The organism is Fibrobacter sp. UWB15, assembly GCF_900177705.1.
GTDB lineage: Bacteria > Fibrobacterota > Fibrobacteria > Fibrobacterales > Fibrobacteraceae > Fibrobacter.
Genome location: NZ_FXBA01000001.1, coordinates 30702 through 48287 on the forward strand (window position 1 = coordinate 30702; position 17586 = coordinate 48287).

General features: G+C 42.6%; 15 protein-coding genes and 2 pseudogenes. 3 read left to right on the forward strand and 14 right to left on the reverse strand.

Translation table 11 applies throughout. From position 1 onward, the window contains the following. Positions 1 to 155: 155 nt before the first annotated feature. The 13 genes and pseudogenes from B9Y58_RS00145 to B9Y58_RS00215 all read right to left on the reverse strand — a co-directional run bounded on the left by B9Y58_RS00145 (position 156) and on the right by B9Y58_RS00215 (position 12751). Positions 156 to 2963 carry a DEAD/DEAH box helicase family protein gene (locus B9Y58_RS00145; protein ID WP_073058223.1) on the reverse strand — a complete coding sequence of 936 codons (2808 nt, stop codon included), beginning with the start codon at positions 2961 to 2963 and terminating at the stop codon, positions 156 to 158. After that, positions 2963 to 3934 (reverse strand): DNA methyltransferase, encoded by a 972-nt coding sequence (locus tag B9Y58_RS00150; RefSeq protein ID WP_143154727.1) that lies wholly within the window; start codon positions 3932 to 3934, stop codon positions 2963 to 2965. Before B9Y58_RS00150 ends, B9Y58_RS00145 begins: the two co-directional genes overlap by 1 nt. A 376-nt stretch (positions 3935 to 4310) precedes the next feature. After that, complete coding sequence (locus B9Y58_RS00155; protein WP_001129922.1) at positions 4311 to 4685, reverse strand: TnpV protein; 375 nt, start codon at positions 4683 to 4685, stop codon at positions 4311 to 4313. Positions 4686 to 4736: 51 nt separating this feature from the next. After that, positions 4737 to 5123, reverse strand: coding sequence for a relaxase/mobilization nuclease domain-containing protein (locus tag B9Y58_RS00160; protein ID WP_002860781.1), 387 nt, complete (start codon positions 5121 to 5123; stop codon positions 4737 to 4739). Further along, a complete protein-coding gene (locus B9Y58_RS00165; protein ID WP_021638906.1) occupies positions 5084 to 5404 on the reverse strand; it encodes a MobC family plasmid mobilization relaxosome protein in 321 nt (106 codons plus the stop codon). The genes B9Y58_RS00160 and B9Y58_RS00165 overlap by 40 nt, the downstream gene beginning before the upstream one ends. A 4-nt stretch (positions 5405 to 5408) precedes the next feature. Further along, positions 5409 to 5570: a hypothetical protein gene (locus B9Y58_RS14685; RefSeq protein WP_004614779.1), complete on the reverse strand. Its 162-nt coding sequence runs from the start codon at positions 5568 to 5570 to the stop codon at positions 5409 to 5411. A gap of 859 nt (positions 5571 to 6429) precedes the next feature. Further along, on the reverse strand, positions 6430 to 7848 hold the full coding sequence (locus tag B9Y58_RS00180; RefSeq protein ID WP_055166539.1) for a repa: 1419 nt from the start codon (positions 7846 to 7848) through the stop codon (positions 6430 to 6432). 92 nt (positions 7849 to 7940) lie between these two features. After that, on the reverse strand, positions 7941 to 8363 hold the full coding sequence (locus B9Y58_RS00185; protein WP_002801797.1) for a hypothetical protein: 423 nt from the start codon (positions 8361 to 8363) through the stop codon (positions 7941 to 7943). 38 nt (positions 8364 to 8401) lie between these two features. Next, positions 8402 to 8974 (reverse strand): hypothetical protein, encoded by a 573-nt coding sequence (locus B9Y58_RS14690; protein WP_002801799.1) that lies wholly within the window; start codon positions 8972 to 8974, stop codon positions 8402 to 8404. A gap of 46 nt (positions 8975 to 9020) precedes the next feature. Beyond that, positions 9021 to 9320, reverse strand: a pseudogene (locus B9Y58_RS15095) (hypothetical protein); the annotation flags it as partial. Between the two features lie 203 nt (positions 9321 to 9523). After that, positions 9524 to 9697 carry a cysteine-rich KTR domain-containing protein gene (locus tag B9Y58_RS00205; RefSeq protein WP_002779755.1) on the reverse strand — a complete coding sequence of 58 codons (174 nt, stop codon included), beginning with the start codon at positions 9695 to 9697 and terminating at the stop codon, positions 9524 to 9526. A 51-nt stretch (positions 9698 to 9748) separates the two neighbouring features. Then, the gene (gene tet(O) / locus B9Y58_RS00210) at positions 9749 to 11668 is read right to left on the reverse strand and encodes a tetracycline resistance ribosomal protection protein Tet(O) (RefSeq protein WP_073053263.1); all 1920 of its coding nucleotides are present in this window, start codon (positions 11666 to 11668) and stop codon (positions 9749 to 9751) included. A gap of 12 nt (positions 11669 to 11680) precedes the next feature. Then, positions 11681 to 12751: a site-specific DNA-methyltransferase gene (locus tag B9Y58_RS00215; RefSeq protein WP_199220931.1), complete on the reverse strand. Its 1071-nt coding sequence runs from the start codon at positions 12749 to 12751 to the stop codon at positions 11681 to 11683. Between the two features lie 816 nt (positions 12752 to 13567). Between B9Y58_RS00215 and B9Y58_RS14495 the strand changes: the two genes are divergently transcribed. Further along, positions 13568 to 13741 (forward strand): hypothetical protein, encoded by a 174-nt coding sequence (locus B9Y58_RS14495; RefSeq protein WP_158213015.1) that lies wholly within the window; start codon positions 13568 to 13570, stop codon positions 13739 to 13741. Between the two features lie 13 nt (positions 13742 to 13754). After that, positions 13755 to 15209 (forward strand): RNA-binding domain-containing protein, encoded by a 1455-nt coding sequence (locus B9Y58_RS00220; protein WP_073053265.1) that lies wholly within the window; start codon positions 13755 to 13757, stop codon positions 15207 to 15209. Positions 15210 to 15221: 12 nt separating this feature from the next. Here the strand turns inward: B9Y58_RS00220 and B9Y58_RS00225 are convergent. Beyond that, a pseudogene (locus B9Y58_RS00225) lies at positions 15222 to 15371 on the reverse strand (uracil phosphoribosyltransferase); the annotation flags it as partial. A gap of 116 nt (positions 15372 to 15487) precedes the next feature. On the opposite strand from B9Y58_RS00225, the gene B9Y58_RS00230 reads away from it, so the two are divergent. Continuing rightward, on the forward strand, positions 15488 to 17572 hold the full coding sequence (locus tag B9Y58_RS00230; RefSeq protein ID WP_073053267.1) for a glycoside hydrolase family 43 protein: 2085 nt from the start codon (positions 15488 to 15490) through the stop codon (positions 17570 to 17572). Positions 17573 to 17586: the final 14 nt, after the last annotated feature.

Below are 17586 nucleotides of genomic sequence, written 5' to 3' on the forward strand. Positions count from 1 at the left end.
TGAGCCTGTCGAAGGGCCGCTACCCCTTCTAGCGGGCGCTCAATCGCCGCGCCCGCAACGCCCCAGGCTTACTGAAGTAAGCTGCCGCTTGTTGTGCTGAAGAGGTGAGAAATGGGGCTGTTTAGCAACCCCAGCAAAATAGAACTAATTGATAATTAACAAGAAATCTTTAAGGTTTGCTTAAATTCCGCATCAAATCGTTCCTTCATTTCTTTATCCGTGTCGTTAAAGAATGGAAGTCCGATTAGAATATATTCCTTAGACTTTTCAACAACGATGTTGTTCAATCCGTAGCGTTTTGAAATTTCCAGCAGAAACTTTTCTTTCCAACCATCATTTTCTTCGCCTGCAAGATGTTTGCCCTTGGGTTCAACAAATACTTGATAATACGCATTGTTATTGCCGTTCTTTCCCTGTAACAACAACAGGAAATCAGGTTGAAAGCCTTGCCCTGTTTCAAAGTCAAAAATCTTATAGACTTCTTCGTTTCGTAAAAGTTGGAAAGACTTGTATTTGTCTTCTAAATTTGATTTGCGAGACTTAATGAATTCAATCAGTTTTCGCTCCTCTTCTGTGCCCCAGAAGGAATCAAGCATATACCAGTCTTCATTTTTCAGTTCCTTTTCAAGCCGTTTGTTTTCTTTTGCATCATCATTCTCATCATCTATAAGAATCATCTTCTCTTTTTTGAAACCAATTTTTCCTTTCTCGTCATCAAAAGAGAATACGTCGGAAAATTTTACCAACTTAAAATCAGAGCCAATATAGGGTTTATCATAAGATTCTAATTCACGCTGCAAATACAACATAAATCCTTCACACATCTTCAGAAACTCTGCATTTGGGATGTCTTCAAATTTCATCGGTGCCGAAATACAGATTTTCACATCCTTTACAAAATTCAAAAAATCATCCATACTATCAACATTGAATCTTTTACAAACATTCTCATAGTTGAAATAAGATGATGAATTTGCATTCAATCGGTGAATGACTTTGTACTTGATATGTCGCGGAATTTCTGCAAAAGAGATAGCCTTTGTTTTTGTTGGCGCAGAGTCACTAATGTACAATGTATCTTCTTTTTGAGATAGATTTACTGCTTGCACCTCAGAATATAATCCCTTTATACTCCATTCAAATGCAGGGAGATTTTTGAAATCCTTTGGTAAAGTCTTTAAGCGCCTATTGGGATTTTCTTTTTTTTCGTTGACAAAGAAATACATTCCATTCAAGAAACTCTGATATTTTTCTTTGACATTGAAAATTTTTTGCGTTCGCTTATCTTGCATAAGACCGCGATTTTTCAACTCATTAGAAAGGTCGGAAATGTATTTTTCCTCGTCTTCAGAATGAAAGTAAAATTCCTCCAAAATTCTCAATTCATTTTGTAGGTCGTCGTCAAATTTTCGACGACCTTTTTCTTTGTCCTTGTACGCGAATGGGTGATAACGAACGCCACGACCTATCAACTGGACTTCACTCGTTGTATGCGAACCAACTTTTTTATTTTTGTAATCAGTATCGCGACCGGTGTAAAGACGAACAATATCGTATAAATTTAGAACGTCCCACCCTTCGGTCAAACGTTGAACGGTAAAGATTGCACGAATATGATTTGAACGATCTTCTAGACTATTCAGTAAATAATCTATTTCCCCATCTGTTTTTTCTTTTTGCGTTTTATTCGTTTTTGAGTTCGTTATAACTATATTTCGTTCCTGGAAACTCTCACGAATATAAGCAACTACGTTTTCAAAAGAAATTTTCCGCTCTTCCATATAGAGGCGTATTCTCTCAAAAATTCGGCCATCAAATGAATATGTCTTATCGGCTTGATCGTCACTATCATTTTTTATTTTTGAAAGCTTTTTCACAAACCCAAAATCGGACACCTTTACATTTTTGCACAGAGCAAGAAACCTCTGATAATCCGCCTTTGAATTTTCAATTTCCTTGCTACGGAAAAGTATGACAGGCTTGAAATTCGGAATACCATAATCTACGCCAATTCGATATCTGTACCAATTCAAAAGAAGAGCTTGAAGAACGCGTTCTTTTTGTTCAAGATTTGAGCGAACTAGCCGAATATGCTTTGTGCATTTAGCTTCCACAAAATCTTTCAGCTCGAACTTTGTAATTATCTTGTCTTCATATTTTTCTTGAATTAGATCATTTCTTGGTATCGTTGCGGTAAATTCTAGAAGAGCGTTCCTATTCTGCTCAGCAGCGTAAGAAACTCCATCTTTGCCTTTCTTTCCCAATATATAGTTGCAGATGGTTGTTTCCCATGATTTTTCGATATCATCATCTTTGGCACTGTCTTTTAGTTCACCTATAAAGGATGGCGTCTCAATTTCTGTTTGTTCCTTCTTTTTCTTTGCTGTGCTGGCGTTAAGATGATGGGCTTCATCCCCAATATGAATCAGGTCTCTTTTTTGAAGGTCCGAAAGAAGTAAAGCATTTTCGCTTTCTTTGTAAATATCGTTGTGTAATTTTTGAATGGTGGTAAATTTAATCTGAATGTCGTCGCTTGAATTTGAGAATACGTCAACTTCGCGAATGCATATTCTTTTGCCATCAATTACAATGTTTTCCTTAAACAAGTATTTATTGTGGCTACTGTTGATGAAATTTGCCTGGGTTTTTCCGAGAATTGCGTTTTGGTTCACGAAAAAGATGAAATTACGAAATCCCTGTTTGTAATAATACAGGATTAAAGCGGCCATAACAAGTGTCTTGCCACTCCCTGTTGCCATATTGAACATCAAGTGATTCGGATTCTGTTTTTCACCCTTGCTCTTTTTCTTTTCGCGAGTAATTTCGTTTACCAAGAAATTCTCAAGAGCCTTTCGTTGCCATTCATAGAGTGGATAGCGAAGATTTTCTGTTATATACGAAGGAATGTTGTATTGTTCCTCGTCAAGAATTTCTTTTTTACTTTCAATGTCTTCAAGCAGCATTATTTACCACCTTTTTTCAGTTGGTAAAAATCCTCTGTAACGACAATGTCGTTTGCGGAAAGTCCACTATTCTTGTCCTTTCGATCATCGACATTCACATAGAGTTGGTTTAAATCTAACATCCGCGCAAACATCTCTTTCTGCTTCTTGAGCGGTTGCTTTTGGAAATGGACACTTTCGATTTCTTTACAGAATTCTTTTACGCGGACATTGTAGTGCAAGAAATATTTGGTGCAGAGCGACTTGAAAAGCTTTACCAACTCTTCATAAGATTTGCAAGCGGAAATTTGTTCCATCGCCATTTCGTTTTTCTTGGCGAGTTCAAGATAGACAAAGGATCCTCCACCTTGCCAGTTGACTGATTTTGAAATGCCAGACTGATCTCCTTCAATAACATTTTTCAATCTGACAACGCTGTCATTTTCACCATAATCCAATTGTTCAACGCCAATGTATTGGCGATTCATTTTATGTGCTACTGCAGCAGTAGTTCCCGAACCAAGATGATAGTCTAGAACAATGTCTGATTTATCAGAACACATTTCTATTACACGGTTTAACAAGGCTTCCGGTTTTTTCCCGTTTTTAAGCTTGACACCTCCTTCAGGAGCGATTCCTGTTGTTTTTATGTCTGACCAAAGAGACCCTAATTCTTTTACGATTGTTCGATTTCCTTTTTTATCGAATTTGATGTTTTTTTCGTAAAAACGAACCATTCGACCTCTATATGTATAAATCGGTTCCATCTCATTTCTTTCGTAAATATCCCAGCCATCTGTTTTTTTTGATCGCTCCATTGCATTTTTCAATCCTTCCCCAGGGCCTTTGGGACCAATCCCTTGGAAGATTCTATCAGCGTTATCAATTACAAACTGTCTTACATCTTTTTCCTCGATTTTCTTCTCCTTAATAATTTCATTTACACTTTTTACTTTCCATTTTCTAAAGTTCATTTCTTCCTTGTTAATCACAAATTTGTTATAAGCTGTATCACTATCAACACCCAAAAAAGGGCATAAAAATACCCAGTGATAAATACTCCTATCACTGGGTAAATAACTCCAATAGCCCCAAAACACTTATATGTTTTCGGGCATATAAAATTACATGATAAAAGTATTCTTAAACTGGGTACAAAAAACTAAGCCCCATATTAAAAGTGAAACGGGACTGCTACTTTTTGTTCCCACTATCAAATTGACAGTTTATTTAAGAATACCTTGCCGCATATTTATTAACTCCTTGTATAATACTGAATCTAATTATATTCCTTAACCCTTTATTTGTCAAGCTGACAAACTAAAGCAGAAAAAGCGGCAGGATTTCCCCCTGCCACTAATCATCTGTTTATGCAAAAATAATTTCCTTTTCCACAATCTCCCTCGCACAAGCCCTTATGTTATTGAGGCATCCTGTCCATTCTAAGGCGTTTTCTGCCTTTAGCTGTTCCGTTATGCCCTGTGCCTGTTTCATACCCTCTATGAGCCTTTCAAAGCGTTCCTGTGCCTGTCTGTTGATGTCGGCAAGGTAGGCGTTTAGCCTGCCGCTTGTAAGAAGATTGGTGTATGTAACTTTACGGTACTGTTTTAGATAATCTAAATGCCGTTGCCCCCAGATGCCTATTGCCTGTTCTTCTTCGGCGGGTACAGTTAAGCACGGTATCAAATAATCCCCTTGCCTTTCGTATTTGCCGCCCAGTTCCTCAAATAATGATTTTGCCATTGTCTGTTACCTCCACATTCTTTTTTATTTTGAATGTCCGCAAAATCCGTCCTACATCCATTGGAGCTTATGACCGTTCTCATAATTTACGGAATTGACAATAAAGTGCGTGTGTATATGCCCCTTGTCTATATGCGTGGCTATCAGAACTTCATGCCCTTTCCATGCCTTTGTATGCTCTGCCAGCTCGACAGCGTTCTTGTGAGCCTGCTCCGGGGTTATTTCCTCGTCCTCATGGTAGGATTGCACATAATGCTTATAGGTTCTTCCGTCCGTCTTGCCCCACAGCTCCTTTGTGGCTTGCATTTCCTCCTTGACCGTCTCCGGCTCACAATGCAGACCGCTGACAAGCTTCTCCTCTGTCTTTTCTTTTTTCGTCACATAATCTATTGCGTGCCCTATGCCCGCCTTTGAAGATACCGCCTTAATGACTGCCATACTTTGTTCAGCTCCTCTCCATGCTTCCGCACTTCCGCTTCACTCGGCAACATTCCCCCCTCATTACACCGCTTTGCTATTTGGTTGAGGTTGTTCCCTATCCGTTTCAGTTCCGGGATAAGTTCTTTGATACCGTCCGTATTCACGATCTGCTTCTCCAGCACACAGGAAAGGATATACTCCTGCTGGTTCTTTCCACTCTCTAAAATCTTCTCCTGCAACTGCCGGTATTCTTCTTCACTTACTCGGAATGATAACTGCTTTGGTCTTGTCTTGTTCATACCCTTACCACTCCATATCCATGACATCAAGCAAGTCAAAGAAACGCTCCAGCGTCTTATTTTCCTTTTCTGCCGGGTTCTGTTTTACATATTTATCAATTACTTTCATCAGCTCCTGCACCTCGTATCTGTACTCAAACTGAATTTTATCCATTTCTTTTTTCATGCCTTTGACCTCTCTTTCTTCGGTGCTACCACCGTCACACTATGAGCCTTTCGGCTCTCTGAAAAGGGGGATTGAAGGGGGGCTTGCCACCCTCACAAGTTCTAAAGTGGTAACACTTTAGGGAACTTGCAATATATCCGCTACACATATTATAGCATGATATAAACTCTATATCAAGCGGATATATTCGTGCGTATATTCTGCCAAGAATATAGTGGAGCTTACTTCCTCTTGGGCGACTTTGGAAGTGTAGGAGGAAGACAGTCAAGGGCTTGTTTTTTATCTGCAGTATGAGCTTCGGCTTGCCGATCAGCGAGTACAGCAGATAAAAAATGGTCGCAGACCACCCTTTACTTTCTTCCGCCGGAACGGACAATGAAGCACAGGGGGGGGAAGTAAAGGAACGGACGGACAGCCGTTTTCCCCTCCGGCATTATAGCCAACAAAAAAGAGTATCAAGGGTAAACGCTGCGGTCTATGACCGCCCTTGACACTCTTTTCCTTATGGCTTTGATAATAAACAAGGGGAAATGGCTTCTTGTGGCATTTCTGCCACTATGGTATAATGGGCGACGCTACCACCCCTATACAGGTACAGAAAGGGGGTGTGCCACCATGAGTATATTTTCGTCTTTCTTACTCTCTGTCTTGGCAAGTGTAGTCGCCTACTACATCTGCAAATGGCTGGACGGAGATAAATAGGCGGTAGCCAGCCTAAGGAATAAGCCACCTTGCCACAACGGAATAGAAAAGCCCCGGAGTTGCGACCTCCGGGGCTTTTTGCGTGCCACAATGAGCACTTTCGTCTTTCTTGCCTACTGGCATTATAGCATATGCCTTTCGGCATTTCAAGTATGCCCTACTTCCACCACTTGTAAACGGTGGGCTTGCTCAATCCTGTCTCTCGAATGCAGTCCGCTTTCTTTCCTGCTGGGTGGCTCTCCTGCCATTCTCTGACTGTCTGCTCCGCTGTTCCACTCCCTTTTGGTCTACCCTCTTTTACTTCTTCTCCTAACTGCTTTTTTAAAGCTTTCATAGTATTCATAACCTTTACATGGTCTTTTTGCTTTCTGTAATTCCGCTTATTTGCTGGTATCGTAACCTTTGTGTTGTCCTCTATCCATTCCCGGCTTGCTATCGTTGACAGCCTTTTTCTGTCCCCTTTCAATGCCCGGAGAGCGTCTTTCACATCTGCCCGGCTGAAATGGTTGTCCTCGTCCTCGGTAAGGCTCTCTAAATGGTCCAAGAACGCATAGGCGTCTCTCCGTATCTTCTGCTCGGATATGCCACACTTCAAGCCATAAGAGCACAACGCCATAATAGAAAAGTAACGCCCTCCGGCTTTCACTTCCTCGGTTATTTTCCGTTTCCACCACTCATATAAAGCTTCGTTACATACCCACGTACCGCCCTGCTTCTTACTTTTCTGCTTCGGCTCTCCCTGCACGATCCGCTTCTCATACCATTCCGGGTACAGCTCCTTTGCTTCTTCCAGCGTAACGGTACTTTTTCTTCTCGGCTTCTCGTACAACGGAGCAAGGTCTACCTTACAGCTCGGTATGCTGGCTTTTATGTCCTCCAGCGTGTAACGGTTCTCTGACAGCTTATAGGCTTTTACTGGGAAATCTGCACCCAGCTTCGACTGACTCCCCACACACCGGAAACCTTGATAAATTCCGGTTATATCCGGGCTGTCCGGACGGATAGAGCTGGTATCATTCCATAGCCGCCGGATAAAGGCTTCTTTCAGCTCCGCAAGCACTTCTTCCCGGTTTCGATACAACTGAACCGGCTCCTGCAAGAAATAGTAAAGATGTACCCCCTTGCCGGAGCTGACAAGATAAGTCGGACGAAGCTGCACACCATTCCCAAACTGCTTCAACAGGTTCTTTAACTGCTGTTTGCCTACATAATCCACGTCCACCACCACCGCAAACAGCTCATGAGCGTTCTCTTTCGTGTGTGACTTTCCGTAAAAACTAATAGGCGGTATCAGCCCAAACCTATCTCCTATGACCTTATCCAGCATTTTCAGACTATCATCAATTACCCACTGCCGGGTTCTTCCTTTGCCAGACGGTCTAATCTGTGTCGCTATAATATTACCTTTTCCGTCCTCCGGCTCTTGCTGGAGACTGCCAGCCGGAAACAACTCCCGATAGAAATCATGAGGACTTACTTCCGGGTATCCCCTCTCCAACATAAGGGCTTCTTTCTCCCGATAAGCAGACTTCCACTCATACCCTCTTTTATCTCTCCTTTTGGTGTATTTTGCCATAGTCTTTTGCACCTCACTCCCTCTCGCCTTGACCGCTAATCTTATCAATACATTTTTGCACCTTTTTCTTCGTACCGACAAACTGGAATTTGTTACTCTTTTGTATCGTAAATAATTTTGCCCGTAAAGTAAATTGAAATGTCCATTTGAACTAAATCTTCTGTTTCTAAGATAGATAAATAACCAGAATACAATACTTGATTATACCCGTATAATTCATCTACAATTTCAAAGCTATAGTTTTTGTATCTCTTTATAAAGCGTTCCAGTTCTAATTTCTCACCGTTGAATTTTCCATAGTTTCCCCATTTGCTCTGCAACATAACGCAGGTACAATCAAAATCCACACCTTCGATTGTGATGTTTCCCTCGACCTGTTCAAAAGGTTCTGTAAGTTTTTCATATCCGTCCTCGAATTCAAGGACTATTGTTTTATCTTGAATTATAATCTTTTTGACCCGCATATCATGCAGACTATATGGAATGGGCGGATTGTGTTTATATTCTGTCCTCATGAGACCTCCCCGTCAAATTCTAATTTATCGATTTCTTTTTACTTACTAATCATACCATACAACAGCATAAGAAACACTAAAATATTGCAGACCATACCGCCCCAAAACAGGTACAACTTCAAGCCCTCATATCTAAAAAAACTGTTCTTACTTTCCTCAAGCTCCCGGATCTTCTGCTTCATCACGCTCGTAAGTGTATCAGACTGCTTCTCAAGAAGCTTTGTAGCCCTCTGTATAGCCTCTATATTCGCCTGTAACGCCTTTCTAACCTCTTGGACGGTGTTTTCCTTAACCTCATCTTTCAGGCTCCCAATCTCGCCCGATATAGCGTCTTGAAGCAATTCGTTGCTGTTCTTCAGCAGCTCTACGCTCTGCTTCAGCTCGCTGATGAGCTTCCTGTTCTGCTCTGCGTCTCTCTGCCTGTTCTGCTCTGCCCTCACTTGTTCTTGATTTGACTGCTTCATCAATTCCTCGCAGTTCTCGCTCGACATCGCCAACGCTTCTTTGAGCAGACTGTTTTCCAGCTCTGTCCGGCTCTGTCGGTTTAACTCTTGAAGCTGCTCTCTTGGACTGCTCTGCTTCTGCTGTTCGTGCATTTCTCTCAAACTCATGCTCCATGCTCTCCTTTCCGAAATCCATATTGTAGTATTTTTCCAGCTTGTTATCCCTGATTTTACAAGCCTTTTCTCCTGCCTGTTCCCTGGCTAAGTCGGTATATGTGATGTACTTATGGCTGTCCTGCCAGTCCACCCCGTACCCTCTTTCATTCATCAGCCGGATAAAGGTTTCCCGGCTGGTCGCTGTTTCCTTACAATCCAGCACCGCAAGGGCAATATCCTGCACATAGCTTTTGACCTTTCCCTGCTCTGCCTGTTTCAAAAGCTGGTAGGTGTCTTTGCTCCATGCCACCGTTTCTTCCCGGACTTCTCCAGCAAATGTCTTTCCTTTCTCCGGCACATGCAAGCCCTGTTCCCAGCTCTGCTCGTTGCACCGTTCCTTTAAGTCTTTAAGGTCGTGCTTACTCAGAGGGTAATTTAGGGTATAACAAAATAACCCACCCGAATATCGTTTTTTTTATTTGGTGAGTTTGTTCTTTCAAATACGAAACAAAAAGAGCCGATGATTCGTGAATTGTTCCACAATTTCATCGGCTCTGCGTCTTAAGCGTCTGGCTCTTTGATGACAGTTATCTTCAAGTTGTCAACTTTAATCAATCTTTCTTGTCTGCATTTTGGACAATAAAGGGGATAATTCTCCAAAACAGTGTCCTTCCTAATTTTATTACGGGTTTTGCTCCCACAAACAGGACACAATATCCATTCGCATTTCATCATAATTAGTCTCTAATCCTTTCAAATCTCATTTTATATGACTTTTGCAAGCTGTTAAGCTAACTTGTGGAACATATGCCGAACCTTATCTATACGGCTATTCGGGCGGCGGGGTTGGCAAATAAATTTACCAATAGCTGGCTGGTATCCTTTTAACTCTGTCAAGCAGACTCCCTGCCCATTTGTGAAATAAGTTAAATCGTTCCTGTATTCTTGAATACATCTAGCAGGGATTTCTCCTTTCAGAATGACCTCGTCATTCTTTATCTGAGTACTTACAATATCTGCACAATACCTTGGAGCATCATGATACGCCCGTGAGAGATATTCCTGCGGTGCATAAATTTCAAAGTGGAGATATGGCTCTAATAGTTCTGTCCCTGCTTTTTTTAAAGCCTGCTCCAATACGATAGGGGAAAGCAGCCGAAAGTCTGCGGGGGTACTTACAGGACTATAATACAATCCATATTCAAAACAGATTTTACAGTCTGTCACTTTCCATCCATACAGCCCCTGCTCGCAGCCATAAAGAACCCCCTCCATAACCGCATTTTGGAACGATTGATTTAAATATCCAAGTGAAACTCTGCTTTCATACTGCACTCCGCTTCCAATAGGGAGCGGCTCTATGGACAACCCGACAGAAGCCCAGAAAGGATTTGGCGGGACTTCTATGTGGATGGTATATTCTGCTTTTCTAAGCGGTCTTTCCATATATATAACAGTAGGCTCTTTTATTTCTGCCTCCACATGATATTTTTCCTCAAGGATGGCACAAATGACTTCCATCTGCAAATTCCCCAAAAAAGAAAGTATAATCTCATGCGTTGTAGTATCCACATAATATTTTAAAAGAGGGTCGCAATCTGAAATTTCTGTAAGTGCCCCAAGCAATATTTCCCGCTGTTCAGATTTCTTTACTGCAATCGTTGTTTGGAGCATAGGGAGAGGATTTTCAATAAATTTTCTCTGCGGCAACAGTATTTCGTTCCCCAAAATACTGTTTAGCTGCAAAACATCATTTGGTAAAATTACAATATCACCAGAGCAGGCTGTATCGGATGAATATAATTCACCGTTTGTCGGAACATACATCTCTGTGATTTTTATTTTCTCTTTTTCAGATATTCTAATAACATCCCTCAAATGCAATGTTCCGCTATATATACGCACATAAACAAAACGCCGCCTTTTCTCTGAATATTCAATCTTAAAAACCTGCCCGCATAGTTCAGATTGACCTTCAGGCGTTGATGAATAAAATTTACTGGCAATTACTTCTATAAGCTGCCGAATCCCCAGATTGTTTTTAGCGCTTCCGTGATAAACGGGAAATAACGTTCCGTTTTGGAATCTCCTGTTTTCTTCCTGTTCCAGTTCTGACATTTTAAACGGTTTCCCTGACATATATTTCTCTAATAGTTCATCGTTTCCCATAATTACCGCATCCCACTGTTCCATATCGTCATTGTCCGTTACATTTATATGGGGATGCTGCCCAACCTTTTGCTTCACTATAATTTCCGAAGAAAGCTTTGCTTTCATTTCCCGATATACCATTGGCAAATCAATCCCCTCTTGGTCAATTTTATTGATGAAAAAAATTGTCGGAATCTTCATTATCTGTAGTGCATGAAACAGTATACGGGTCTGTGCCTGTATGCCATCCTTTGCAGAAACTAATAATACTGCTCCGTCTAATACGGATAAAGAACGGTATACTTCCGCCAAAAAATCCATATGGCCTGGCGTATCTATAATGTTGACTTTTACATCCTCCCACTGAAAAGATGTCACTGCTGTCTGGATAGTGATTCCCCTTTGACGCTCCAAATTCATTGTATCTGTCCTTGTTGTGCCTTCATCTACGCTCCCTAGTTCTGCAATTGCACCACTGGTATACAATAAACTTTCCGTTAATGTTGTCTTTCCTGCGTCAACGTGAGCCAGAATGCCTAAGTTAATTATTTTCATGTGATTTTCCTCCTAATCACGTTCTACCCAAATAGGTTTGTATTTCCTTGCATTGTAATTTTTCGCATAAAGCAATCCATATTCACAATTCTTTGGCATAAAGGGATTTTGAAACTCGTTCGCAGCACCTTCGTTCATTTTTATTTCAACAATTTGAATAAAATCAAAAATTTCATTCATCAAAATCTGCAAGTACGCCATTTCATTATCATCACACTGTACGAAAATTGACCCGTTCTCAGAAAGCAATTCCTTCGCGGTTTCTAAGCGGTTTTTCATAAATGTCAACCATGAAGAATGATTAAAGTTGTCGTTATATTTGAAATCATCGCTACCCGTATTATAAGGCGGGTCAATATAAACCAACTTTACTTTTCCGGCAAACTCTTCTTTGAGTGATTGTAGGGCAAGCAAGTTGTTGCCCTTAACAATCAAATTATCTGTAATCGTATCCTCGGCAAGACCGCGGTTCTTGTTTACTTCTGCATCACGGTTAAACGAATTAAATTCTGATTCTTTTGCTTTTTTATTTTTGCCTAGTTCAAAACGCTTTGCATTACAAAATGCTTTGGGTGAAAAAAGATTATCAATTTCGTCGCGTGCAAGAACTTCGTTGAAAAAAACTTCACGACGTTTGCCCTGTCTCTCAATGTATTTATCATTTTTTTCATCAAACTCGTAATAAGTATCGTCTCCATCTTCTTTGCGCTGTCCGCCTTCTAACACACAATCTTTAAACGGAAAATTGAGCACCACTTCGTCCCGATCAATAAGGGATATATCCCCAGAGTACAAACCAATTTGACCGAGATACTTTGAGTAAGAATTACATCCTGAGTTGTATTCCAAAAATTCCTTAAATTGAGCGGTATTAAAGACAAAACTATCCAAGATGGGTGTGAAGAAAGTTTTTTTAGTCTGTTTGTTTTTGAGGAGCAGCTCAATAAGCTTCACATCGCCGCGTTCGGCATAATCCTTTATCACATTGACTTTGAGGTGTTTTTCACTGTCAACGAATTCAGGAACAGAAGAGAGGAGTTCTTCTACCTTAGACTTGAGGGCATTAGTTTCTAGTTCCACCATATTTTGTTCCTTATCAAGAGTTGTTTGAATCCGCTCTTGTTTAAGTGCACAAAGGTAACTCTGGCCAAAATCGTTGGAAAAACAAAAAAGGCGTGGAGTCGCTTCGCGTGCTTATCGCAACTGCGGGCTACCACACCCTTCCGTATAATAAGCACAAAACGACCCACGCCCCAATCGGGACGTGAGCGTTCGTCTTATCCTCATACGGTTTGAAAGTGGTAGTTTCAGTTGCGAGAATAAGAGACGAATCTCAAAAATTCCGGTCGCTCCGCACCATTCGGTACGGGGCTATGTCAGTGGAAAATATATATAAATATGCGAGAGGGAGATCCCCGCCTACGCGGGGATGACAGGGAAAAAGGAGTTAACAAGTCAAGCCCGACATGACAATTTGAGGGAAAAACTAGTCCAATGGTCCACTTTTTATAAAAAAACAGCGTTAAGATATCCCTTGACTTCGACAACCTATTTGTATATATTATAGCCGATATTCGATAATCCTCGCGACAGTCGACATAGACCTTCGGGTCCGTACGTGCATTCGCGGCGGGGCGCATTAACCTTCTTGTTGATGCTGTTGGATAGCTGGTAGGAACACGACCTACTCGAGTTCACTCGAAAGAGTGGCAAGTAACGCCGGGGAAAGCCCCCGCCAACAGGATTGCAAGATCATCCCATTCCGCGCAAGGCGTGGAAAATCTCAATACATAACAAATAAGCAAGGGCATGTTGTGCGCTGTTTTTTAGCATAATCGCAACGGCCTGTCAAAATGTCGCCCAATGGCGACGTTCAACTAAAATTTATAAGAAATAATTATGTTCGATGAAATTTTCGGAAAATTCAACGGAGGCCCGAATCGCGGTGCTAACAACGCCATCGGGGATTTTGCCAAGGTACTAGAAGAAAAAGATGCCGAAATCAAACGGCTTAAGGAACTGATTCTGCGTTGCCCAAAATGCGGTGCGAAACTGCGTTATCCGAGAGGATAAAAGGGGTGCCGATATGGATGAAAAAGAATTGAGAAAAATCATTCGTCAGGGCGAAGGCTTGACGGTCGAATTCAAGAGGGCAAAGACTGCATTGCCCGACAATCTTTTCGAATCCGTTGCGGCGTTCTTAAACCGCAATGGGGGCCATATTGTCCTTGGAGTTACAGACGACAAAAAAATTGAGGGTGTTGACCCCAATTGCGTCGAAAAACTTTGCAAGCAAATAGCGAATCTAAGCAACAATCCTGAAAAATTGGATCCTCAGTACTTGATTGACCCGCAAGTTGTTGACTACAAAGACAAAAAATTGATCTACTTCTTTGTTCCCGCCAGTTCGCAGGTCCACAAGACCGGCAAGAAGGTCTTCGACCGTAGCGTCGATGGCGATTTTGTGGTAAAGACGCAGAGCGCAATTAGTGCAATGTATTTGCGCAAAAGCAACAGCTATACGGAAAATACCGTTTATCCGGGGCTTCGCGAAATTGATATTAAACGCGGAATGCTTAAGAAGGCCAAGGATTTGATTCGTTCTATCAGGTCCAATCACCCGTGGCTCAAGTTGAACAAGGAAGATTTTTTCAAAGCGGCTGGTTTGATTCGCTATGATTCTACCATTGGAAAGTCGGGCTATACACTTGCTGCACTTATGCTGTTCGGCACGGACGAAGCGATTTCAAGTTATTTGCCATATTATAAAATTGAAGCAATAGTCCGCAAACAAGACCTGATGCGCTACGATGATCGCTTGACCGTCACATGCAATCTGATTGATGGTTACGAATTGCTGAACGGGTTTATCGAAAAGCATCTCCCTGACAAATTCTATTTGGATGGGAAAACAAGACTCTCTTTGCGTGACAAGATTTTTAGAGAAGTGATTGCGAATATGCTGATTCATCGTGAATACATGAATCCGATTCCAACAACACTCGTTATTTATAAAGATAAGCTTGTGACGAATAACGCGAATAAGCCCTTTGCGTACGAGAAAATAGCATCTCAGCTATGTTCTTATCCTAAGAATCCGCATATTGCCACAATGTTTGCACAGATGGGGTTTGCGGAATACCTCGGCACGGGCATCCGTAAAATTAGTGACCTGTGCGAAATTTATTCTGGGTTAAAACCCAAATTTGTGGATAACGATATTTTTATAGCGGAGATTCCGTTGACAGATCATGTGCCAGAAAAGAGCAATGTTGGCGGATTAAATGGCGGATTAAGTGGCGGATTAAGTGGCGGATTAAAAATTGAACTAAATGAAACACAGCAGAAAGTGTTCCTGGAAATCACAAAAAGACCTGGAGTTATGATAAAAGAACTTTCTGGCAGACTACAAATGCCTATTGACACACTTGATAAGGTTGTTTCGTCTTTGCGTAAAAAAGAACTTATTGAACGTCGTGGTTCTAAAAAGACCGGCGGCTATTGGGTGAAAAAGGAACCTTCGTCCACGGACTCGCAATAAACATCGCTCTTTCTATTTCGTTCCGAAAATGCGGTCGCCGGCATCGCCGAGGCCTGGGCAAATGTAGGCAGCCTCGTTCAGGCAGCGGTCTAGATGTCCGACGTAAATCTGGACGTCGGGATGAGCCTCGTGTAGTTTTTTCAAGCCTTCGGGAGCGGCGATAAAAAATTAGCCGTTTAGAACTGCTCAACGCTATGTGAAAAAACTGCTTTTCATAGTATACCAATTCGCTAATACAATATATTTTAATGCTAATCATAGTAACATGGGGTGTGAATATGAAAAAGAAAATCCTTCTTGCGGTAACACTTGTAACTGTTTCGTCCATGTTAATGTCCTGCGGCGACGATGATTCCGTCAGCAAGGATTTAGACGAAGACGCCCCCATTCTGGATATCCCCGGAGATTCTCTCGGTCAGGAAAACCCCGAGGATTCCCTCGATCCAGTTCTGCCCAAGGACACGGTTGACCCGGTTTTGCCCAAGGATACCGTCAATCCCGTCCAGTCAAGGGATTCCCTTTCTCAAGAATTGCCTAAGGATTCTCTCAGTAATGACGAAATAAAGGATGAGGTTGCTGTCGCCAAATTCGATATTGCCCTGTCTATCGAGGATATCATTGTAGATTGGTACGGTGGCGGTGGCGAAAAGGACCCCGACAACAATAGTTTTACCTATAAGCAGTATGCCAACAACTACTGGGACATACACGACCTGAATACGGATGTCTATACTAAGGTGGAGATAAACTTTGCCAAGGCCGTCGCATACGATAACATTGATGTGATTGCGACTTATAGCGACGAGGCCAAGACTACGGAAAGAATTCCCAGTGGCGCAACAAGCCTTGTTCTGTCCTTTGAACCGGGCAAGACGCTTGTCAGTTTGGCTCTTGTCGTAAGCCCAGACACTCCAAGTGATGCTGCAACGATCAGTTTCGGTAAAATCATTATCCGGGCAAAGGATTCCGATGGCACGGTAGGCAAGATGCCTGTAAAGTCCCCCAAATTAGGCTTGGACAATGCCAATCCTATATTGGATTTCCAGTACTGTGCGGACCCGACGGCAATTGAGTACAAGGGGCGTCTCTATGTCTATGGTACCAACGACCATCAGCAGTACGAAGAAGGTGTCAGCAATACTTACGAGAAAATCAAGACGCTGGTAATGATGTCCACTGACGATATGGTCAACTGGACTTATCACGGACTGATTCCTGTCGGTGAAGTGGCTCCATGGATTATGGCTTCGTGGGCACCCAGCATCATTAGCAAGGAACAGGGCGATGGCAGCACGCTTTTCTCCCTCTATTTCTCCAATAGCGGCTTTGGCACCGGCGTTATCCAAGCGAAGTCTCCGGTGGGTCCGTGGACATCTCCTTTGAGCAAGAGCCTTATCGATGGCGACAATCCTGTTGTAAAAGGCAGCGGCTCCATATTTGATCCGGGTGCCGTAATTGACGACAACGGCGATGGCTGGATTTCGTTCGGTAATGGGCAGGGCTGGATTGCCAAGCTCAATCCGGACTTGCATTCCCTTGACGGGGATCCGGTGAAACTTCCGTCCCCGTTCCACTTTGAGGCAAATGAACTCAATTATATCAACGGCAAGTACGTATATACTTTCAACAACGACTGGAACGACCATACTCCTTGGGAATGGGGTGGCGAGGCTCCGACGGCCTGCAGCATGAACTACTTCACCAGCACCGAGCCCCTGAATCCTGATTCCTGGACCTACGGCGGGAACTACTTCAAGAACATGGGTGAGAATGGCATGACCTATGGCAACAATCACACTCATCTCCATAAGTATCAGGACAAGTGGTACATATTCTACCAGGCGGCTATTCTAGAGGCTTCCATAGGTTCCCACGGCGGTTTCCGCAGCATTCTGGTTGACGAAATTGAAGTGGACGAAGCAAATGTCGTTATCAAGGAAGCGAAACCGACCTACAAGGGTGTAAAGGCCATCAAGAATCTTGACCCCTATTCCGTGCAGCAGGCATCTACGGCTGCCGCAACCCTGGGCATTCGCTACGTGCCAACGGAGGAACCCGGCCACATGGTGGCTTCCGTCGGTACTCCCAGCAAGGATGGCCCGGCACCTACAGAAGGCGTCATCGAAGTTCGCAATGTGTATTTCAGCAGCGCAAAAACGCTGAAGGCCCTGGTGAAAGGCAAGGGCTCGGTAACGCTCCGTCTTGACAAGCGAGATGGCGCGAACGTAGCCTCAATCAACAGCGCTGGCAGTGACTGGCAGGAACAGGAGGCGAAGTGCGGCAACATCTCAAGCGGCGTCCACACGGTCTATCTGATTATAAAGGGTGATGTGCTGTTCGATACCTGGCAGTTTGCGAATTAGTCCACTGATAGCTC